Genomic DNA, 21,711 nt, shown 5'->3' with positions numbered 1-21,711 from the left:
ATGGAAGAGAGAAATCCTAATGAAACAAAGAGAGAGTTAGAAATATTGTTTACTGAATCGGTTGGCCGGTTACTGAAACCTCTTGAAGAGGAAATCATTGCTGACATTGTAGCCTATCCAGACGAGAAGAGAATTGCCTTCTTGGAATATATGAAGGAAATGTCCAACAAACAAAGACAGTTGAAGTAAGTTGAACTTTCATCATGTAGGAGGTCTTTCTATGAGGAATGAAGATATGGGCAGATACAAAGTATGGCGCGATAAGTGGAGAAGAAAAGTTAATATGGAGAATTTGGCGTTATATGGCATTTCAACATTAGTTATGGCCATCTTGCCTGTTCTGGCCCAGTTGGGTTAAATCAATTAAAGGACCGCCATTTGGCGGTCTTTTAATATGTTAAAAGTTGCCATGAAAAGATATAATGAACAAAAAGGAAAGGAGAGATGTACATGAGTGTGATCGAAGAAGAAGAAATCGTTTCTTACATAAAAGAATTGGTGTCCATACCCAGCCCCTCCGGCTATACAGATCAAGCCATTAGCTACGCGGCCGGTTTCATGGAGCAAAGGAAGGTTCCTTACAAGATCACGAATAAAGGGGCATTGCTTGCTACATTAAAAGGGGAAGATGATGGCAAACATCGTTTGCTGACTGCCCATGTCGATACCCTGGGAGCCATGGTAAAGGAAATCAAGGCAAATGGCCGTCTTAAATTGACGATGATCGGCGGTTTTCGCTGGAACTCAGTGGAAGGGGAGTATTGTAAAATCCATACAGGTGACGGAGCGATTATCACCGGGACCATTTTAATCAATCAGACCTCTGTCCACGTATATAAAAATGCCGGGGATGCCAAGCGTGATGATGAGACAATTGAGGTCCGGATAGATGCTGTCGTAAAAACTAAAGCGGAAACCGAGGCCATTGGCATTTCTGTTGGAGATTTTGTCTCCTTTGAACCGAGAGTGGAAGTTACGGATACAGGCTTTTTGAAATCAAGGCATTTGGATGATAAAGCTAGCGTGGGCATCCTGCTTCATATCATTGACCTCATTTCCGCAGGAAAGATAAAATTGGCATATACGACCCATTTCCTGATTTCAAACAATGAAGAAATCGGCTATGGCGGCAATTCCAATATCCCTGAGAAAACGGTCGAATATCTAGCTGTCGATATGGGGGCGATCGGTGATGGACAATCGACGGATGAATTCAGCGTTTCCATTTGCGCAAAAGACTCCTCGGGTCCTTATCATTATAAATTACGGCAGCATCTAGTCGCCCTTGCCAAAGCAAATGCTGTCGATTACCGCGTTGATATTTATCCATATTATGGTTCTGACGCTTCCGCTGCGATACGGGCAGGCTATGATGTCGTACATGGTCTGATCGGACCGGGGATTGATGCTTCACATGCCTTCGAGCGGACGCATGTATCTTCATTAATGCATACAGCCAATCTGATTTTACATTATATCCAATCAGAGTTGGTTTAATCGTGAAGAAAGCCCGCACTCATCATATGAGTGCGGGCTTTTACTGGTGTTTATTTTTATAATACTCGTGAGTTTGTTCCCTTAACTCGTGGGTGACAAATACTAATGGATTTATAATGATAATTCTTGTGGAGGTTCACCATTGTTGTTCATCAACCGAATGCTTTCCGGTTTAATTTGAAGAATTAAATAATTGGGATCTTTCGGACCTTCGAACCAATCTTCAAATGATTCATTCCATAATTCATCCTTCAGTTCCTGTGAATCGTTTATTTTCGAGGTACCTGAGATTTCCAGATAGGAGTCACCTAATCCTTCATTATCATAGCCGATCAGAATATGAACATTAGGATTCTTTTCAATTTCATCAATTTTTTCCGTCTTTCCACTCGTTGGTGTGTATAAAGTTAATTCATCGTTAAAAAATGTCATATAGCGTGAATGTGGTTTATTGTTTTCAACTGTAGATAAAACTCCTATTTTATGATCACGAATGATGTTCAATACTTTTTCTTTTAATTGGTTTTGGCTCATTTTTGCACACTCCTTTTAATTTTTTACTTTATTACTTTTCCTCTTTTTCCATTAAGATAAACAAAATCATGCAGTTTGCCATTTTTATGTATGAAAACTGAAAGAAGTTGCCATACTAGTCATTATGTGTTCTGTTTTCATGATGTTAATCCATTTGTAAAGGTGAGTATGATGAATGAATTGTGGTGAATTACTTATCATTGGCGGGGCAGAGGATAAGTGCCTTGAAGGTGAAGTATTAAATAAATTTGTCGAGCTTGCAACCCATAACGACGGCGGAATAGGAATATTGCCTACAGCAAGTGAAATTCCTGAGGAAGTGAGTGCAGAATATATCAAGATCTTCAGGAATTTAGGCGTGAACAGGGTGGAAGTGATCAAGCTGGATTCAAGGCAGGATGCAGACGATCCAGCAATTTGTGAACAGCTGCCATCTTTTTCAGCTATCTTTATTTCAGGGGGAAACCAAAGCCGATTGTCTGAACTGATTGGAAAAACCAAGTTCCACGATGCCCTTTCTAAAGCCTGGCATAAGGGAATGGTGATAGCAGGGACAAGTGCTGGTGCTTCGATTTTAGGTAAGTACATGATTGTCGCTGCTGATACGATGCTGAATGACAATAAATTAAAGGTTGATATTGGGGTAGGCTTCGGCTTCCTTGATGGCCTGATAATCGATCAACATTTTTCCCAGCGTGGCCGCTTTGACAGGCTGTTAAGTGCGATAGCAGGGAATAAAGAAATCATGGGTATTGGCATTGATGAAAATACAGCAATTTTAGTTAAAGACGGTCAGTTTGAAGTAGTTGGCCAACATCAAGTATTGGTTCTTGATGGCAGCACCAGTGATTATATCAATATCACATCCTCTGATAATGGCAGTGAAGAGTTGACTCTTTCTGGATTTAACCTTCATGCACTAACCAGGGGATACCGTTTTGACCTGCTTACCAGGAAATTGTTGATGAAAAAGGGGATCCAACAATGATGATCAATCGAGTCCGTTATTTAAAAGGACCTAATTATTTTGCTTATACACCTACAATTTCCATTGAATTGGATATAGGGGAACTTGAACAGAAACCATCTGATTCAATACCTGGGTTCAATGAAAAATTGTTAAAGGCGCTCCCGAACTTGGGAAGCCATACATGTTCAAAAGGGTATCGAGGCGGCTTCGCCGAAAGGCTGAAAAAAGGAACATGGATGGGACATATATTGGAGCATATGACGATTGAGCTTCAAAACTTGGCCGGAATCGAAGCCATTCGTGGAAAAACGGTTATGATGGAAAAGAAGGGTGTTTATAATGTTACCTTTGACTATCAGGAGCCTCACTCAGGTCTTCAGGCATTTTTAGCAGCAAAAGATATCGTCGAAGCCATCCTGAATGGTGAGAAAATGATAAATGTACAATCATATGTAAAACAAATAGAGCAGTTATATTATAAAAATAAACTGGGGCCAAGTACCGAAGCCATTTTTAAGGCAGCACAGGCAAAAGATATCCCTGTCGAGCGAATGGGTGATGAAAGCTTACTGCGTTTAGGAACCGGTACAAAACAGAAGTATGTCCAGGCAACAATATCTAGCCAAACTTCGAATATTGCCGTTGAGAATTCATGTGACAAATCTTTGACTAAATCAATATTAAGAGGGTGTGGCCTCCCTGTACCTGAAGGGGAAGTTGCCCATTCCATTGAAGATATCTTTGCTTCGGCGGACAGGCTAGGTTTTCCACTGGTCATTAAACCGTATAATGGGAGACAGGGGCAGGGGGTCATCACACATATCAAAAATAAGGATGAACTATTCAATGTAATTAATTGTTTGGAGTTGCATGTGGAGAAGTACATTGTCGAGAGGCATATTGAAGGACATGATTACCGGTTACTGATAGTCAACGGAGAACTTATTGCCGCTAGTTTGAGGCTACCTCCCTATGTTATTGGAAACGGTAAGGAAACGATACGCAGTTTGATAGAAAAAGAAAATGGTAATGAGTTGCGGGGAGAAGGACATGAAAAGCCGATGTCAAAAATTCCACTGACACATACCGTGACGTGTTACTTGGAAAAATCGAATCGAACGCTCGATACCATTCCGAATCAAGGGGAATTGGTTCAAGTTGTAGGCAATGCAAATCTTTCGACTGGTGGAAAGGCAATCGATGTAACGGACCAGGTTCACCCCACCATTAAAAATATGGCTGTTGCTGCCGCGAAAGCGATCGGTTTGGATATAGCAGGAATAGATTTTATCTGTGAAGATATATCAAAACCAATCGAGCATTCAAGGACTGCGATTATCGAAGTAAATGCTGCACCGGGAATCCGGATGCATCATTATCCGAGTGAAGGAAAAAAAAGGGATGTAGGCAAAGCCATTGTCGATTACTTATTTCCGACTAGGGAAGAGGCGGCTATACCGATCATCGCAGTGACCGGTACAAATGGAAAGACGACAACGACGCGATTGGTTCATTATTTTCTTACTAATGATAAAACAAAGGTGGGTATGACAAATTCCGATGGAGTATTTATCGGTGATGAGGTGTTGGATCAAGGTGACTGCAGTGGCCCTGTCAGTGCAAGAATGGTATTGGCCCACCCCGAAGTTGATGTAGCTGTATTGGAAACGGCCCGGGGCGGAATTCTGCGTGAAGGTCTGGCATTTCGTAAATGTGATGTGGGGATCATCACCAATGTAAGTGAAGATCACCTCGGCCGTGATGGAATCGATACATTGGATGATCTCATAAAATTAAAGAGGCTGGTAGCCGAGGTCGTAATGAAAAAAGGCTATTGTGTGCTGAATGCAGATGATCCGAATGTAGCTGCCATGAACGCCTACACAGATGGGGAGGTCATTTACACATCTACTGACGTTAACCAGCCTCACGTGAAGGCTGCGATTAATGGGGGGTGTAAAGTTTGGTACGTCAATGAACAAGGCATGATTTGTCATTCATCTAAGGGGGGCATTCAGCAATTTATGGATTGCAGCATTATACCAATTACGATTTCAGGCATGGCGCGTCATAATATCGAAAATTTACTTCAGGCATTGGCCGCAGCCGAAACACAAGGCGTTTCAATGGAAGAACTAAGAAGGAAGGCTGCCACATTTATGCCTGATACGAATTTGTCCAAAGGACGTTTCAATTTAAAAAAATTGAAAGAACGCACGATCATCATCGACTATGCCCATAATGAAGCAGGATTGAAAGCTATATTCGAAACGGTCAGTGCCTATAACAAAAATCGTCTTATCACTGTTTTGGCAGGACCGGGGGACCGTATTGATGAAGAGCTTATCAGGCTTTCCAAGATGGCGGCCAAGAATTCTGATCTGTTCATCATTAAAGAAGACGATGATTTGCGGGGAAGGGAGCCGTTCGAAGTAGCCGGGCTGCTTCAGGAAGCTGCCGTAGAAGCTGGGTTACATAAAGATCGGACATTCATCGAACCTAATGAATTGGACGCATTCGTAAAAGCCTGGGAAACATCACAACCGGGTGATCTATTATTGTTCTTTTACACGGATTTCGAATATGTAGAGAGCTTTTTCGAAAAGGTTTCAATAAATCCATTGCCGAAGAAATAAAACAAAGCGAAAATCCCTTCACTGTTCATCAAGGCAAGCTTGAGGAGTTTCAGTGAAGGGAAAGTGAATGATATGGAAAAGCTAATCCAAGTGGATTAGCTTTTTTTAATAACCGTTTCATTTACAGCCGGGACAGCGGCATGGTCTTTTTTATATATTCGCTGAAGCACGATTGACTGAACAATCATGAATATACCACCGATCGACCAATACAGCGGCAATGCAGCAGGAGCGGAGAAAGAAATGAATAAAATCATTGCTGGTGAGAGCAGGCTCATCAGCTTCATTTGTTTCTGCTGTTCTTCCGGCATTTGTCTCATGGAAATGACCGATTGGAAGTAATAAATGACACCAGCAATAATCGCCATGGCAATATTCGGCTGGCCAAGGCTGTACCAAAGGAAACTATGTGTCGCAATTTCATGGGAACCTTGAATCGCATAATAAAAGCCCATTAGTATCGGCATTTGAATTAAGAGCGGCAGACAGCCCATGTTTAATGGATTGACTCCATGTTTTTGGTAAAGCTGCATCATTTCCTGTTGAAGGGCCTTTTGTTTAGCTGGATCTTTCGTCTCTTTGATTTTCTGCTGGATTGCTGTCATTTCCGGTTTCAGCCCATTCATCTTCGTTTTCATGCTAAGCTGCGTTTTATATTGCTTGGCAGTCAGAGGAAGCAAGACAAGGCGAATCAAAAATGTCATCATGATGATGCTTAAACCATAGTTGCCATTAAATAAATCAGCATTGAATTCCAGCATTTTTGTCATCGGGTTAACCAATGCAGTATGAAATGGACCGCTCGTAGCTGCTGAGCAACCTGACAAGAGGGTCGTTGCCAAAAATAGTACGGCAAGTAGAAACATGTTTTTCTTCTTCATATAATTTCCTCCTCGAATTGTTAATGTTTAAACAACGAGAAGGAGGCTTGGCTCATCGGAATCATCTGGTGAATCCTTTTTCCGGATGAATGTGAAAAAGCGCTGTGCACCGCGCCAGTCAAAAGTGCTGCCTTTCTGAATAGGGGATTTACTTTTATCTGAATGAACGGAAGCTTGGTATTTGTCGTTCAAGAGTGATTGCTTTTTATTTAAGAAGTAAAACGCAGCCAGTGGAAAGACAAAGGTAAGTAAGTAACCTGCCCATACCGCATGGCGAACCGTCTGATAATCGAATTCTAATAATAATTCCCACATAGGAATCCCTCGTTTTTTCTAAGATAAGGAAATTTAGTTCGGTTGGCCCCAAAAATGATTTAGGGACTGGAATAAGTTTAAATCATTAAGAACACTATATCAAATTCTAGTGTAAGAAAGCCAAAAAATATAGGTTTTTTTTCAAAAAATAAACAGGGAATATTTTACAGTTTTAAAGTATGGTCACTCTTCTGACTTACGGATTGTTCAGTTTGTTGACAAAAGGGGGGCTCGAAATGGTATCATCCCGAACCATGATTATAAAAGAAGACTTGAAATGAAATCCTGACTGGATTGATGAAAATTGCGTCACCCCTAACGAATAACGGGCTAGCCAAGATCCGGCTAGATGCTGAAAGGGGGTGGATTTCATAATAAGCAACACATTCAAAGTTTCAATCCAGGAAATAATCAGGAAAATCAGAAATGATGCCATCTAACTTCATTTTTTTGAACATGCGCATTTGTTTTTTATTGTTGACGGTCCATGTATATACTTTCATCCCGTGCTCTTGGATTCGCATTTGCAGCTTCGTACTTAAAATCGTTTGCTTTGGATTCAAAAATGATGCAAACTCGGCAATCTCCTTTAATTTTTGGTCATTGATTCGCCGTTTTATCAAAACGCCCACTTGTATGTCCGGCATTAATTGATGAAACCTTTTCATGGATTCCATATCGAAAGAATGTACCATTATCCCATTTTTACTTGTTGAATATTCTTGGAACTTCTCTAATTCTTCTGCAAGTTTCTGTTCAATCCCAGGATAAGCGGATGGGTGTTTTATTTCGATTAAGATTCCGACTTCTGACCCGAAATTCTCCAATACCTCACTCAGTAAAGGAATCCTTTCGTTTTTATAGCGAGAATGATACCAGCTTCCTGCATCCAGTTCCTTTAATTCGGCAGCCGTGTAATCACGGATGTTTCCTTTGCCGTTTGTGGTTCGGTCCAGTGTGGGATCATGATGAACCACAAGTACATCATCTTTACTAAGATGGATATCCACTTCCAGAAAATCAGCTCCCAATTCAATTGCTTTATAATAAGATGCCATTGTATTCTCGGGGCAATATCCAGATGCACCGCGATGTCCAATTTTAAGGGGGGAATGCTGCATTATGATGCTTTCTGGGAAAGCACTCTTTGATCTTTTAGCGTAGATAGCGAAAAGGACAAGTATGGTTACAGCGATAATAAGAAAAAATGCAATCATCTTTCACACTCCTTTTAGGCACATTATTTTAAATATCCTTTACCCAAACTTAAATGAAGAAGTCAGCAGGACGGCTCATTTCATCATTTTACCTGTTAGGCAGGAAAAAATCATGTTTTACAAAATGTTATAATCCAGACTTAAAGGATTTATTGGAAAGGTATGGAATACATATAATTTAAGCATCTATAAAGGAGGGAAAGCGGATGGAATTGCAGGTGAAACCGAAGTCTAAAAAATGGAAGGGGAATTTTGGTTTATATTTTTCCCTGCCCATTCTCTCTTGGGCGTTTTACGATTTTGCCAATACGATTTTTTCTTCTAATATCAATACGATTTTCTTTCCATTCTTCCTCCAGGAACAGATCGGGGAAAATGCCGTTCTTGATCAGATTGCAAGTACCTTCATCTCCTACGCTAATGCGATTGCCAGTTTGTTTCTTGTTTTGTTTTCGCCGCTGTTCGGTGTCATGATTGATCGAACAGGAAAAATGAAAAAATACATTATTATTTTTACACTCATTTCTGTTGTATGTACATTTTTAATGGGGGTATTTGGTGGGGCTCCGTTCGATGGAAAGCTTCTGGGCATTCCAATTTCCTTAGCAATCGTCATTCTTTTATTTGTGATAGCAAAGTTCTTCTATCATTCGAGCCTTGTTTTCTATGATACGATGATGAGTGATTTAGGAACGAAACAGCAATTGCCGCTTATATCAGGATTTGGAGTGGCGGTGGGCTATCTTGGAACGTTAGTGGGACTGTCGATCTATCCATTCATTAGTAAAGGGAGTTCACATGAAGCCTTTATTCCTACTGCCATTTTATTTCTGATCTTTTCCCTTCCTTTATTCTTTTTTTTAAAAGAGACTCCAAAACAGCAAAAAGCGAAACAACCTTTTTTATCCGGTTATAAGGAAATTAAATCAACATTTAAAGAGATGCAATCCTATCGATCGGTTTTTACATTCATGATCGCTTATTTCTTTTTAAATGATGCAATTGCGACCACTATCGGCATGATGGCCGTATACGCCAAGACTGTTGTTGGATTTTCCTCAAGCGGATTCATTTTGCTTTACTTAGTTTCGACAGTATCGAGTATTGCCGGATCGTTTCTGTTTGGATATGTCACACAGTCCAAGGGACCGCGGCTAGCTGTGACATATGTAGGAGTTCTGCTTTTGGTCGCTTTATTTATAGCGGCCTTCGCACAAACGGCTCTTTGGTTCTGGGTTGCAGGGAGTATGTTCGGCGTTTCTCTAGGTTCGATGTGGGTGACATCTCGGACATATATCATTGAATTGACCCCGGTAGATAAGAGGGGGCAATTTTTTGGACTCTTTGCATTTTCCGGAAAAGTTTCTTCCATAATCGGTCCGCTTTTATATGGAACGATCACGTTGGTATTCCATGACCTCGGTACATTGGCGAGCCGGATGGCATTAGGGTCACTGATCATCATGACAGTAATAGGTCTGGGCTTTCTTTTGAAGCTGAAGGGATTGGAAGAAGTGAAATAGAAAAAAGGAATGGAGCGGGCCTTGATGCCGTATCCATTCCTTTGCATATTTTTATACTAAAATCAAGGTGACATCGACGTTCCCGCGAGTCGCTTTTGAATAAGGACAGGTCATGTGAGCTTTTTTGGCAAAGTCTTCTGCTTCTTCCCTGCTTAGGTCGGGGATCGAAACATCCAACCTTACAGCCAATTTAAAACCGCCGTCTTCCTCATCTTTACCGATCGTGACATTTGCCGTCACGGAAGTATCGACTTTTTTCTTTTCTTTTTGCAGAACAAGATTCAAGGCACTGTCAAAACAAGCTGCATAACCTGCTGCAAATAACTGTTCAGGATTTGTCGCGTGCTCACCGGAACCACCTAATTCCTTCGGTGACCTCACATCGAAATCCAGAATCCCGTCCTCCGATTTAACATGTCCTTCACGACCGCCGTGTACGGTAACTGTAGCTGTATATAATGGTTTCAATGAAAACAACTCCTTTGTTCATTCTTACTATCTTCAGTTCCCTACTGTAAGTCTTGTTAAACAAAATGATAGCAAATCTATGGATAGTAATGTCTGAAATTGGTTTTAAATTGGAAGATATTGTTTTATAATGGACTGTATTAGGAGATGTAATACACCCATTTGCTAGGAGGGATTGATGATGTTTGAGTTGGATGTTCAAAGTGGAAAGCCGATTTATGAGCAATTGATTGATAAGTTTAAGGAACTAATGATCAATGAAGTTTTACAGGAACATAATCAGCTCCCCTCCATACGAATATTGGCCCAGGAATTGACCCTCAATCCAAATACGATCCAGAAAGCGTACAAGCAGCTTGAATCCGACGGGTTTATATATGCTGTGCCAGGCAAAGGGAATTTCGTGGCACCTCCTAAAGCTTTAAAAAACTCATTAAAAGAAGAAAAAATCAGAAACGAGCTTTCAAAGATACTTGCTGAAGCTCTGTATATCGGAATCGATAAACATGAAATTTATAGATTAATAAAGGAAATCAGTCCATTGGCAAAGGGGGGGGAATCATGATTGAGATGAAACAGGTGAGTAAATTATATGAGGGAAAAGAAGCAATCAAAAACGTCACATTGGTCATACAAAAAGGCTCCATATTCGGGTTATTAGGTTCGAATGGGGCGGGGAAAACGACTTTATTAAAAATGCTATCAGGCAATCTGATACAGGACGCAGGTGAGGTTCTTATTGATCGATCATATGTGTTTGAAAACCGTGAAGTGAAAAATCGTTGTTTCTTCCTTCCTGATATGCCTTATTTCCTGGCTAACTATACGATCATGCAAATGGCCGGTTTTTATAATCAGATTTATAGTGAGTGGAATCAAGAACGTTTCTATCAATTACAGGAAGTATTCCAGATCCCCATCCAATCCAAAATACATAAACTATCCAAGGGGATGCAAAGACAGGTTGCTTTTTGGCTCGCACTCTCGACGATGCCGGAAGTTCTCATCCTGGATGAACCGTTTGATGGATTAGATCCGGTCATGCGTAAGAATGTGAGACAGTTGTTGATTCAGGATGTATCGGAAAGGGATATGACGATTTTACTATCGTCCCATAATCTCCGGGAAATTGAAGATTTAGCCGATCATGTAGGGATTTTGCACAAGGGTGAACTCGTTATCCAAAAGGATTTGAATGACTTAAAAGCGGATGTACACAAAGTGCAAATTGCCTTTAAACATAAAATTCCCCACGGTTTATACCGCGGAATTCAAATTCTTAACAAGGAAAGACGCGGCAGCGTGATCGTTTGCATCGTTAAAGGTAAAGAATCCATGATTAAATCGCACTTTAATCAGTTTCAGCCAGAAATATTAGATATTCTCCCACTTACTCTAGAGGAGATATTCATTTATGAAATGGGGGATATCGGTTATGTCATCCAGAATAACCTGGTTTAATAGTGAACTGATTATCTATATTTTCAGAAGCACTGGCTGGATTGGTTTCCTGTATCTCGTAGGCCTCATATTTGCACTGCCCCTGGAAATGTTAGCGATCATCTTGAATGAGAACAATGAATATGTTGAATTCGAAAACCTTTTTTCCTCTCAGCAGATGATACAGTTTGTCCTGGTCATCGTCATTCCGGTATTACTTGCCATCTTCCTTTTTCGGTTCTTGCAAATGAAACAAGCTTCAGACTTTATTCATAGTTTACCGATTACTAGACGCAGCATCTACGTTCATATGATTGGGACTGGAATTGGCTTCATGGGTTTGCCCATTTTACTTACAGGTTCAATATTGATTTTATTTCACTCGGCCATTGATATAGAAAGGCTATATACTATGACGGATATATGGTCTTGGATGGGGACTACATTTATTTTGGAAGCTTTGATCTTTTCTGTTGCCGTTTTAATTGGAATGGTGACGGGATTATCAGCATTTCAAGGATTGCTGACCTATATTTTTCTTGCTTTGCCGGTGGGGCTGTTTGTTTTGTTCGCAGCCAATGTGAAGTTTTTGGTAGCAGGATTTTCTGCAGATTATTATCTAAGTGCCAATATGAATGGCATCTCCCCCTTATTAGCAGCAACGGAGATGGAAAAGATGACCTTTTTCTCTATTAATACATTAATTTATAGTATATTGACCTTTCTATTTCTGATCACTTCTCTTTTTCTCTATGAGAGGAGAAAGCTGGAGCATGTGTCGCAGGCATTTGTTTACCCGAAGATTAAGCCATTATTTAAATTCGTCCTGACATTATGCATGATGCTGTTTACAGGGCTTTATTTTAGCGAAACGACAGGTGAACCTTGGTGGATTTTCTTCGGATATGCCGTCGGTTCTTTGCTTGGTTATTATTTAGGGGAAATCGTCCTGCAAAAGACTTGGCGAATACGGGTCAACCTGAAAGGTTATGTAGCATTTATGGTGGCTATCATTGTGCTGGCACTCATTATTAAATTAGATCCCCTTCAGTATAAGGCCAAGATTCCTGATGAAAAGATGATCAGCCAAATTTATATTGGCGATTCTCCTTTATATTTTGAAGATGATGGCACCTCGAATGAAGCTTTCAATCATCTTAAAGAGAAGGATAATATAGAAGCGATCAGGTTATTGCATCAGGAAATCATCGATAAGGGTAAAAAAGTATCCATTGGTGATGTGAATGATGGGCAAACCGTATTTCTGATGTATGAACTCAAGGATGGAAAGCGGTTAGCAAGAGAGTATCATTTGCAAAATTACGACTCATACATGCCACTGTTGGCGAAAATTTATGAGTCGAATGAATATAAAAGAATGGTTAATGAGTTATTGAATGTATCCGCTGAAGACGTTTCTAAAATCAAGATAACGGCAAGCGGACAAGTGGACAAATCAATAACGGTCACGGACGGTCAACAGTTGGAGGCTGCTGTAAAGGCATTGTCGGAGGATCTGAATAATCAATCGTTCGCCCAAATGACATCTTCATTCGGTGATTATGCCTCCATCGAAATTCTCTTGAATAATGACAAAACCATTTATATGAATTGGGACACTTCATATACTGAGTTTTCAAAATGGATGGAAAGTACCGGGCAATCTAAAAAAGCGCGGTTAATGGCTGATGATATCTCTTATATCCTGGTTGCGAAGACTGATTCGAAAATTTATCATTCGAATTCTGAAAGTGAACTTGCACAGCATATTGAACGACAGCCGAATCGCATGAAGATCAAGACGGCTTTGGAAATCGAGACGGCCATTGATAATGCTCAAATCGATTGGGGCGGAGAGTATTCAGCTGCCTTTTATTATAAAGAAAGCAGAGATGTGGATATCAAGAGTTTTTCTGGCGAACATGTTCCCGGCTTCATTTTGGATCATTTTAATGAAAGATAACGTGGAAAGGAGGCCGCGCCCAATAGGGCGGCCTCCTTTTGCATTGCCTATCAATTATGTTTGTGTATCTATGCTTTAGAGTTTTACGACGTTTTTAGCTTGAGGTCCACGGTTTCCTTCTTCAATCTCAAATTCAACCTCTTGGCCTTCATCAAGGCTCTTGAAACCTTCTCCTTGAATGGCGGAAAAATGAACGAAAACATCATCTTCGTTTGGTACTTCGATGAATCCAAATCCTTTGTCACTATTGAACCATTTCACTTTACCTGTTACTGTCATTCGATGAATCCTCCTAAAAAGTTAAAAAATATTAATGGTGATGATTTTACCCGGATGGAAAAATCAATTTCACACATTATCCAGCACCCTCATTCAAGTTAAAGTTATCATACGAAGATGATTGATAATATGTGAAAGCCTACCGGAAAAATGAATCCACTAACCTCTGGAGCAATTTCCAATTTTTTAGTATATACCCACCTTTATAAAGGATAAAACAAATGGAAGCAAATTATACATTCCCGTTTGGGGAAAATAATTTTAGGAAGGTTTAAAAAGGGGAAGCATAACGGTATTGCCGTGCAGGATTTTCCTCGAGAGTACCATGTCCAAGAGCAAAAGGCTTTATGGCTGAAAACGGAAAAACTATTTGGCATTAAGTTTTTCTTGAAAATAATCGGGTATAGGTTTAAGAAAGAAAGGACTGATGAAATGAAGAAATTATTAAAAAAGGCCCTCATTCTTGCTGCTCCCATCATATTCAAGGAAGTAAAAAAACGCTGGAAGAACAAGCGGGATCAAAAAGCGATTAAAACTGCAAGGTAAATGATAAACCATGAATAAATGAACGATAACCATATGGATTAAGATAAGGGGCGCTTATTAAGCGTCTTTTGTTTTGCCTTCTGAACAAATCCGCTTATGGTGTTTCATTCACCTCTACATCTTTCCTTCATATCGTGTTAAAATAGAAAGGTTGATTGACTTGAATGCAGAGTAGCCAAGGCTTATGCCTTATGATATATTTTTTCTTACATATATTGTGTAGGATCAGGATTTTTGCATACAAAGAAAGGTTGCCATACCAATGTGAAAAATACAGTAAACCTCTTATAAATTTTTTGATGAATCCAATAATGAAAGGAACATTTTATGACTACATTAAAAGACGAGGTTCAATCCCGACGGACCTTCGCAATCATCTCTCACCCGGATGCCGGGAAAACGACTTTGACAGAAAAATTATTGCTGTTTGGCGGCGCGATCCGTGATGCCGGAACAGTTAAAGCTAGAAAAACAGGGAAGTATGCAACAAGTGACTGGATGGAGATAGAAAAACAACGGGGAATTTCCGTTACATCTTCAGTCATGCAATTCGATTATGATGATTTCCGTGTCAATATTCTCGATACACCTGGCCACCAAGATTTCAGTGAAGACACATATCGTACACTGATGGCTGTTGATAGTGCCGTGATGATTATCGATTCGGCAAAGGGTATCGAGGATCAGACAGTTAAATTATTCAAAGTATGCCGGATGAGAGGCATACCGATTTTCACTTTTATCAATAAAATGGACCGACAAGGTAAAACGCCGCTTGAATTGCTTGCCGAACTTGAAGAGGTATTGGGTATAGAAACATATCCAATGAACTGGCCGATTGGGATGGGAAAAGACTTCGTGGGCATTTACGACAGGTTCAATAATCGGATTGAACAGTTCAAAACTGAAGGGGAAGAGCGTTTCCTTCCGTTGAATGACGAAGGTGAACTCGAAGTGGATCATAAAATTAAGGATTCCCAGCTATATGAGCAAACTTTGGAAGAAATCATGCTGTTGACGGAAGCGGGTAACCAATTCTCTGAAGAAAACATTGCAAATGGAAAACTAAGTCCCGTATTTTTCGGAAGTGCTTTAACGACATTCGGTGTTCAGACGTTTTTGGATGCTTATTTGAAATTTGCACCCGCTCCACAAGCACGGATGACGACGTCTGGCGAAATGGACCCTGTCAGTAATGATTTTTCTGGCTTCATTTTCAAGATTCAAGCGAATATGAATCCAAAACACCGTGACCGGATCGCTTTCCTTCGTATTTGCTCCGGTAAATTCGAGCGCGGAATGAGCGTAAACTTGAGCAGGACCGGGAAACCGATTAACCTGTCTTCTTCTACCCAATTCATGGCTGATGATCGGAACACCGTAAATGAAGCGGTGAGCGGAGATATCATCGGTTTATATGATACCGGTAACTACCAGATTGGAGATACGATCACAACAAGCAAAAACATGTTCCAGTTTGAACGGCTGCCTCAGTTTACACCGGAACTATTCATGAGAGTAACAGCGAAAAACGTCATGAAACAGAAACATTTCCATAAAGGAATTAACCAACTTGTACAAGAAGGTGCAATTCAGCTCTTCAAAACGGTTCGGATGGAAGAATATCTGCTAGGTGCGGTTGGGCAACTTCAATTCGAAGTATTCGAGCATCGAATGAGGAACGAGTACAATGTTGAAGTCGTCATGGAGCGCATGGGCAGTAAGATTACACGTTGGGCTGAAGATGAAAAGCTTGATGAAAACCTTCATAGCTCAAGAAGCATCCTTGTTAAAGACCGGTTTGATAAATATGCATTCTTATTTGAAAATGAGTTTGCACTTCGTTGGTTCCAAGATAAAAATCCTGACGTGGATTTATATAATCCAATGGATTTGAAATAATGGAGAAGCCCGTGTAGTATACACGGGCTTTTTAGTTTGGAGAAAAAAGGGTTTCGGAATGGTTTCATTCGGAAACCCTTTTGATTTTTATTGTACTTGAAGCAGTTACGCAGTATCTTTGACCTCTTCGATATTAGACCACATTTGACCCTCGCCAAGTCCAGTCGGCCATTTTTTTCGGTAAAATAGGCTGCATTCTCCTGACAATCAGTATGAGAAAAAACTATTCATTATTTGGCGAAGGACAATGAGACGACCAAGGCATTTCAATTAGGCCAGATAATGATCGAATCACATAAAAGTCATTATAGGGAAATATCATTGGGAAAAATCAATATCTACTAAAATATTCCTTTGACAATCTCCTGAAACTCCTTTATATTTAGCTAGTACTTTAGTGCTTAAAAGCGTTTCAGTAATTATGAGGGTGAAAAAGGTCCGATCCTTACCTCAGAGAATATACAACATGAAAGCGGGGAAATACATTATGCGTCTTGAAGATGCAAAGCTAAAACTCTCCTTACCTGAAGCAATTGGGGTTTTGGCCGTTTTATTATTAATCATTGCAATTGGTATCATACATTATGGACTTGCCCCACATATCCCAATTATAGCGGCAATCCTATTTCTATTTGTTTATGGAAAGATCAAGAAGCTGCCATTTTCAATTATGGAGGCAGCTATCGTCAAAGGTGCAGTTTCTGGAATGGGTGCCATCTATATATTCTTTTTCATTGGAATGCTGATTTCCATCTGGATGGCAAGCGGGACGATCCCTACCATCATGTACTATGGGTTTGAATGGATTTCTGGTGAATATTTCTATGCGATCACATTTCTGGTGTGTTCGCTAATAGGGCTCTGTATCGGGAGTTCACTTACAACATCAGCCACAATCGGCGTTGCTTTAATAGGTATGGCGGCTGCGATGGATTTATCGTTGGCGATTACAGCCGGTGCAATCATTTCCGGTGCATTTCTTGGGGATAAAATGTCTCCATTATCCGACTCGACCAACCTTGCGTCGGGAACGGTTGGAGCACCATTATTTGAACATATTAACAATATGCTTTGGACGACCATTCCAGGTTTTTTAATATCACTTATCGGCTTTTACTTCCTTTCACCGAATATCAAAGTGGCTCGTGTTGAGGAAATCGAAGCCATGACCAAAGCCCTGGAAATGGAAACGAATATAAGCATATGGAGTTTGGTTCCGTTTGTCATCGTTCTAGTCATGGCTTTGAAAAAGGTTTCGGCGATTCCGACACTTTCGGCAGGAATCATTTCGGCGGTTGTGACTGCTCTCATACAAACGCCTAATTTGACCGTTGCGAAACTAGCGGATATTTTATACGGCGGATTCGTACTCAAGAGTGGAATGGATCAACTTGACTCAATCCTATCGCGGGGTGGCATTGAAAGTATGATGTTCTCCGTTTCGATGGTGTTGTTGGCATTGGCCATGGGCGGACTATTGTTCGAATTGGGAGTCATCCCTTCTATTTTAAAAGCGGTCCAGGATTCATTGACGAGTGTAGCGAAAGTGATTTCCGCTACTGTATTTGCAGGAGTCAGCGTGAATTTCCTGGTGGGTGAACAGTATTTGTCAGTTATACTGCCTGGGAAAGCCTTTCAGCATAAATATGAAGATTTGGGCTTGCAGCCCAAAACGCTTGCGAGGGTACTTGAAGATGCGGGAACAGTTGTGAACCCTCTGGTTCCTTGGGGGGTCTGCGGTGTATTCTTGACACAGGTATTGGGTGTTTCAACCCTTGAATATGCCCCATTTGCATTCTTCTGCCTACTTTGTCCTTTGCTCAGTCTGATTTCTGGCTTTACGAAAATCGGTATCCATTATAAATGAAAAAACAGGCGGTCTGTTTCGACTGCCTGTTTTTTTATATGGCTTCAATAGAGGAACCCCTGACATGAACAGAAATGTCAGGGGGGATGGGATTTTACGTTTATTTTGAAGACGCAATCTCATCTTTTGGAATGGACACGACCTTTTCATTCTGTTCAAGTAAATTCATTCGCATTACGACATTTTGGAATATGCCCATTGAAAGCATGAGCAACAGTAAGGAAGATCCTCCATAACTGATGAATGGAAGGGTGATTCCCGTAATTGGGATAAGACCAGTCACTCCGCCAACGTTGATGCCAACTTGAATGCCGATCATGGATGAGATGCCGATCAATAAAAGACTTCCAAAAGGATCCTTGCATTTTGCTGAAAGCACATATCCCCTTAGGACGATGAAACCTAGTGTCAATAGAACGAAACCGACTCCGAATATCCCAAGCTCTTCTGCAATGACGGCCATGATGAAATCAGTATGTGATTCAGGCAGGTACCCGTATTTTTGTACACTGTCACCAAGTCCCACTCCGGTAAGGCCACCGGATCCTATCGCAAATAATGAATTGACGAGTTGATACCCGCTTTCTCCTGCCGTTCCAAATGGATCGGCAAACCCCGTAAAACGAGACACCTTATTTTCAGAGAGGACGGATGAGAAATTACCTGTCACGAGTGTTCCAAGTGCGAATATCGCAACGAATATCGCAGTTATCAAAGAAAGTTTGAATATGCTTTTAAAAGACATCCCGGATGAAATGATCATGGTACTTGAAATCAGGAAAATGACCGCTGCCGTTCCATAGTCAGGTTGTATCCCGATTAAAAAACAGATGAATACCAGAAAGAAAATCGGGGGGATGACGGCTTTATCAATACTATTGATTCGATCCTGCCTTTTTCCGTAAATGGCGGCCAGATAAATGATCATTGCCAATTTAGAAAATTCTGCTGGTTGTATCGACTTTGTCCCTAACTTGAACCAGCTTGTGGCATTCCCGGCTGTATGGCCGAAGATAAATAGCAGCAAAAGGATACCGGCCATTCCAAACATCATGGACATCAAGAACATTTTGTTTTTGTACATCTTATAAGGAAGAATCATCGTGACGATCATTGCCAGGAAGGAAATGAGAAAGGCCGTTTTTTGTTTCTCAAAAAAGTAATCCATGGGCTGACCGTATCGAGCAACCGCAGTAACCATGCTCGAACTGTAAATCATGACTAAACCAAACAAACAGAGTAATACGACAGCGATGAAAATAGGGAAGTCGTATGCTTTAATTATTCTTTTCACTTGTGCGCTCACCTCAAATATGTATGCGCGAAAAAATCGCCTTCTTATATAGTAACGGAAAATCGGTTATATAGATAATAATTTTTATCCGATAATATGAATTTATCCCCCATTACCCTATATTAAACACTAAAACCGATAAACTAGTCTCCCGGATTTCCTTTTTGCTTATTTCCGAATTTGGATTACTATACACTACCTTCGATGGCAAACGTGAATACTCCTTTTAAAATCGAAAACTTTTTACTATATATTCCATTTGAGGAGTGTTATAGAGAAGCTGTAGTTCATGGGTTGTAAAACTTGATGTGATGTCGATACTATATACGAATCCGTAAAAGGAATAACTCATCTTAAGAGGTATACTTATTTTAGCCCCGATTATGTGGCAGGGAGCCGGACAGGGATTTTATGGAGAGAGGATTACGGTTGTGGACTTGGTTCCAAATCGATTATATTATACAGGCTGCTGCGTCTCTGGCATTATATAAGAGGGTTCAGGAAAAACCTCGTATGTCTAGTGAAGTTTATGAACGTTCCTCTCATGTACTGTTAAATAATAGTAGTCAGGCGCTCTCATCAATCCGTCCTGGCATATTAAGGAGTGGAATTGAAACGCTTTTTACTTTCACTTGGACAGGGGTATTGACAGCGCTGAAGCCGATAATTTTTCTGCATTCATGGGGAGGGGTTACTCCTCAGCCGATCATTATTTAAGGATAGAAAAGATATGGAATACCAATAAAATAAGGTAAAGCAAGGAGAGTATTTATGGAAGAAATACATGAAAAATTGGAAGTGTTTTCTCCGGCAACAGGTGAGAAGATTGCGGAAATCGTCCCAACGCAATTGAAGTCGATTCCTCATATATATAAGAAATCAAGACATGCGTTCCCATCATGGTCGAATCTTCCCATCATGGAACGGCTGCACTATTTAAAACGGCTCCGTTTATTGATGGTTGAAAAAATGGATGAAATAGCTGAAGTCGTTTCAAAAGATACGGGAAAAGTGAAAATAGAAGCGCTGGTTGCCGATATCATGCCAACGATTGATGCAATCAAGCATATCGAGAAACATGCAGGGAAGATTCTTTCCGGGCGGAAGGTTACCACTCCACTCATGTTAATTGGTAAGAAATCTTATATCCATTATATGCCCCGTGGAACGATTCTCGTCATTTCACCATGGAATTATCCCCTGCAGCTTTCCATGGTACCCATTCTTAATGCTCTAGCAGCGGGAAATACAGTCATCGCCAAGCCATCAGAGGTAACTCCTTTAGTTGGGGTGTGCATCGAAAATCTGTTCCTTGAAGCTGGTTTCCCTGAAGGGACTATACAGTTTGCCCATGGAGGGAAGGAACTTGGTGCGGCTTTAACTGAGCAAAAACCAGATTATATATTTTTTACTGGATCTGTAAGGACTGGGAAAATGATTGGTGAGGTCGCAGCAAGACACCTGATCCCAACGACTCTGGAGCTTGGCGGTAAGGATCCGATGATCGTTCTGCGAGATGCTAACTTGGAGCGGGCCGTGAACGGGGCTCTATGGGGCGCTTTCACAAATAGTGGGCAGGTGTGCATGAGTGTTGAAAGGGTTTATGTGGAACGTCCTGTTTATAAAGAATTCCTCATGCTACTTAAAGGAAAAACGAAGTCCATGAGGCAGGGAGTTCAATCGAACGATGATATCGGTTCAATGACTTTCCCGGCACAAGTTGATATTGTGGCTGGACACCTGGAGGATGCACTGAATAAGGGGGCCGTACTTGAAACCGGAACACCTCCGAAAGAGTGGATAATGGGACAGACCCATTTCATTCCGCCGACAATTCTGTCCAATGTCGATCATTCCATGAAAATCATGAAAGAAGAGACGTTCGGCCCCGTATTGCCTGTAATACCTTTCGATACGGAAGAAGAAGTGATCGCCCTTGCAAATGAAAGTGAATATGGACTCAATTCCAGCGTTTGGACGATGGATAGGGAAAAAGCAAGCAGGATTGCGTCACGGTTAGTAACCGGGGCGGTGACGATCAATGATGTGCTGATTACGGTTGCTAATCATCATTTACCATTTGGCGGTGCCAAACAAAGTGGGATTGGCCGCTATCATGGCGATCATGGATTGAAGATTTTCTGTCATGAAAAAGCGATCATGATCGATAATGGTAAAAAGAATACAGAAATACAATGGTATCCATATGAAGGGAAATACACGCGTTTTTTATCGTTGTTTCAGAACTACTTTTCCGCCAAACCGAACTGGATTCGTTTCGGCAAAGAATATTTGCGATTGATTAAATTATCCAAAGGGAACCGAAAATGAGATCCATTTATAAAAAAGATTGTTATTTTCATAACTCGCGCGTATACT

General features: G+C 40.7%; 20 protein-coding genes. 13 read left to right on the top strand and 7 right to left on the bottom strand.

Going from position 1 to position 21,711, the window contains the following annotated elements; all coding sequences use genetic code 11:
* From ACQKNS_RS06020 to ACQKNS_RS06010, 3 genes are all read left to right on the top strand, one after another.
* A complete protein-coding gene (locus ACQKNS_RS06020) occupies positions 1-189 on the top strand; it encodes a hypothetical protein (protein WP_427641619.1) in 189 nt (62 codons plus the stop codon).
* A gap of 31 nt (positions 190-220) precedes the next feature.
* On the top strand, positions 221-358 hold the full coding sequence (locus tag ACQKNS_RS06015; protein WP_427641618.1) for a hypothetical protein: 138 nt from the start codon (positions 221-223) through the stop codon (positions 356-358).
* Between the two features lie 92 nt (positions 359-450).
* Complete coding sequence (locus ACQKNS_RS06010) at positions 451-1,497, top strand: M42 family metallopeptidase (RefSeq protein WP_427641617.1); 1,047 nt, start codon at positions 451-453, stop codon at positions 1,495-1,497.
* Between the two features lie 111 nt (positions 1,498-1,608).
* Here ACQKNS_RS06010 and ACQKNS_RS06005 read toward each other — a convergent pair whose 3' ends face one another.
* On the bottom strand, positions 1,609-2,031 hold the full coding sequence (locus ACQKNS_RS06005; RefSeq protein WP_427641616.1) for a pyridoxamine 5'-phosphate oxidase family protein: 423 nt from the start codon (positions 2,029-2,031) through the stop codon (positions 1,609-1,611).
* Between the two features lie 175 nt (positions 2,032-2,206).
* On the opposite strand from ACQKNS_RS06005, the gene ACQKNS_RS06000 reads away from it, so the two are divergent.
* Positions 2,207-3,019 carry a cyanophycinase gene (locus tag ACQKNS_RS06000; protein ID WP_427641615.1) on the top strand — a complete coding sequence of 271 codons (813 nt, stop codon included), beginning with the start codon at positions 2,207-2,209 and terminating at the stop codon, positions 3,017-3,019.
* Entirely contained in the window at positions 3,016-5,637 is a 2,622-nt protein-coding gene (cphA, locus tag ACQKNS_RS05995; RefSeq protein WP_427641614.1) for a cyanophycin synthetase, read from the top strand. The genes ACQKNS_RS06000 and cphA overlap by 4 nt, the downstream gene beginning before the upstream one ends.
* Before the next feature lie 95 nt (positions 5,638-5,732).
* On the opposite strand, the gene yidC is transcribed toward cphA, so the two are convergent.
* From yidC to ACQKNS_RS05980, 3 genes are all read right to left on the bottom strand, one after another.
* The gene (gene yidC / locus ACQKNS_RS05990; RefSeq protein ID WP_427641613.1) at positions 5,733-6,518 is read right to left on the bottom strand and encodes a membrane protein insertase YidC; all 786 of its coding nucleotides are present in this window, start codon (positions 6,516-6,518) and stop codon (positions 5,733-5,735) included.
* 27 nt (positions 6,519-6,545) lie between these two features.
* On the bottom strand, positions 6,546-6,833 hold the full coding sequence (locus ACQKNS_RS05985) for a hypothetical protein (protein ID WP_427641612.1): 288 nt from the start codon (positions 6,831-6,833) through the stop codon (positions 6,546-6,548).
* 395 nt (positions 6,834-7,228) lie between these two features.
* Complete coding sequence (locus ACQKNS_RS05980; RefSeq protein ID WP_427641611.1) at positions 7,229-8,050, bottom strand: glycerophosphodiester phosphodiesterase; 822 nt, start codon at positions 8,048-8,050, stop codon at positions 7,229-7,231.
* 206 nt (positions 8,051-8,256) lie between these two features.
* On the opposite strand from ACQKNS_RS05980, the gene ACQKNS_RS05975 reads away from it, so the two are divergent.
* Entirely contained in the window at positions 8,257-9,573 is a 1,317-nt protein-coding gene (locus tag ACQKNS_RS05975; protein WP_427641610.1) for an MFS transporter, read from the top strand.
* Between the two features lie 51 nt (positions 9,574-9,624).
* Here ACQKNS_RS05975 and ACQKNS_RS05970 read toward each other — a convergent pair whose 3' ends face one another.
* Positions 9,625-10,041 (bottom strand): organic hydroperoxide resistance protein, encoded by a 417-nt coding sequence (locus tag ACQKNS_RS05970; protein ID WP_427641609.1) that lies wholly within the window; start codon positions 10,039-10,041, stop codon positions 9,625-9,627.
* A 181-nt stretch (positions 10,042-10,222) separates the two neighbouring features.
* On the opposite strand from ACQKNS_RS05970, the gene ACQKNS_RS05965 reads away from it, so the two are divergent.
* The 3 genes from ACQKNS_RS05965 to ACQKNS_RS05955 are packed head-to-tail and all read left to right on the top strand — an operon-like array spanning position 10,223 to position 13,444.
* Positions 10,223-10,606 carry a GntR family transcriptional regulator gene (locus ACQKNS_RS05965; protein ID WP_427641608.1) on the top strand — a complete coding sequence of 128 codons (384 nt, stop codon included), beginning with the start codon at positions 10,223-10,225 and terminating at the stop codon, positions 10,604-10,606.
* Positions 10,603-11,502: an ABC transporter ATP-binding protein gene (locus ACQKNS_RS05960; protein ID WP_427641607.1), complete on the top strand. Its 900-nt coding sequence runs from the start codon at positions 10,603-10,605 to the stop codon at positions 11,500-11,502. The genes ACQKNS_RS05965 and ACQKNS_RS05960 overlap by 4 nt, the downstream gene beginning before the upstream one ends.
* On the top strand, positions 11,477-13,444 hold the full coding sequence (locus ACQKNS_RS05955) for a DUF6449 domain-containing protein (protein ID WP_427641606.1): 1,968 nt from the start codon (positions 11,477-11,479) through the stop codon (positions 13,442-13,444). The genes ACQKNS_RS05960 and ACQKNS_RS05955 overlap by 26 nt, the downstream gene beginning before the upstream one ends.
* Positions 13,445-13,519: 75 nt before the next feature.
* Here ACQKNS_RS05955 and ACQKNS_RS05950 read toward each other — a convergent pair whose 3' ends face one another.
* Positions 13,520-13,723 carry a cold-shock protein gene (locus ACQKNS_RS05950; RefSeq protein WP_061462203.1) on the bottom strand — a complete coding sequence of 68 codons (204 nt, stop codon included), beginning with the start codon at positions 13,721-13,723 and terminating at the stop codon, positions 13,520-13,522.
* Positions 13,724-14,596: 873 nt separating this feature from the next.
* On the opposite strand from ACQKNS_RS05950, the gene ACQKNS_RS05945 reads away from it, so the two are divergent.
* Positions 14,597-16,171, top strand: a complete 1,575-nt coding sequence (locus ACQKNS_RS05945; protein WP_427641605.1) for a peptide chain release factor 3 — start codon at positions 14,597-14,599, stop codon at positions 16,169-16,171.
* A 487-nt stretch (positions 16,172-16,658) separates the two neighbouring features.
* Entirely contained in the window at positions 16,659-18,038 is a 1,380-nt protein-coding gene (gene nhaC / locus ACQKNS_RS05940) for a Na+/H+ antiporter NhaC (RefSeq protein WP_427641604.1), read from the top strand.
* Positions 18,039-18,138: 100 nt separating this feature from the next.
* Here the strand turns inward: nhaC and ACQKNS_RS05935 are convergent, their stop codons facing one another.
* Complete coding sequence (locus tag ACQKNS_RS05935) at positions 18,139-19,332, bottom strand: FtsW/RodA/SpoVE family cell cycle protein (RefSeq protein ID WP_427641603.1); 1,194 nt, start codon at positions 19,330-19,332, stop codon at positions 18,139-18,141.
* 513 nt (positions 19,333-19,845) lie between these two features.
* Here ACQKNS_RS05935 and ACQKNS_RS05930 point away from each other — a divergent pair.
* Positions 19,846-20,049, top strand: coding sequence for a hypothetical protein (locus ACQKNS_RS05930; protein WP_427641602.1), 204 nt, complete (start codon positions 19,846-19,848; stop codon positions 20,047-20,049).
* 54 nt (positions 20,050-20,103) lie between these two features.
* Positions 20,104-21,663, top strand: coding sequence for an aldehyde dehydrogenase family protein (locus ACQKNS_RS05925; protein WP_427641601.1), 1,560 nt, complete (start codon positions 20,104-20,106; stop codon positions 21,661-21,663).
* The last annotated feature ends 48 nt before the right edge of the window (positions 21,664-21,711 follow it).

It is taken from the genome of Peribacillus sp. NPDC094092 (assembly GCF_050279365.1).
In the GTDB taxonomy this organism is placed as follows: Bacteria; Bacillota; Bacilli; order Bacillales; family DSM-1321; genus Peribacillus.
Note: the sequence above shows the minus strand (reverse complement) of the source record. Positions and strands in the feature narration are given on the sequence as shown.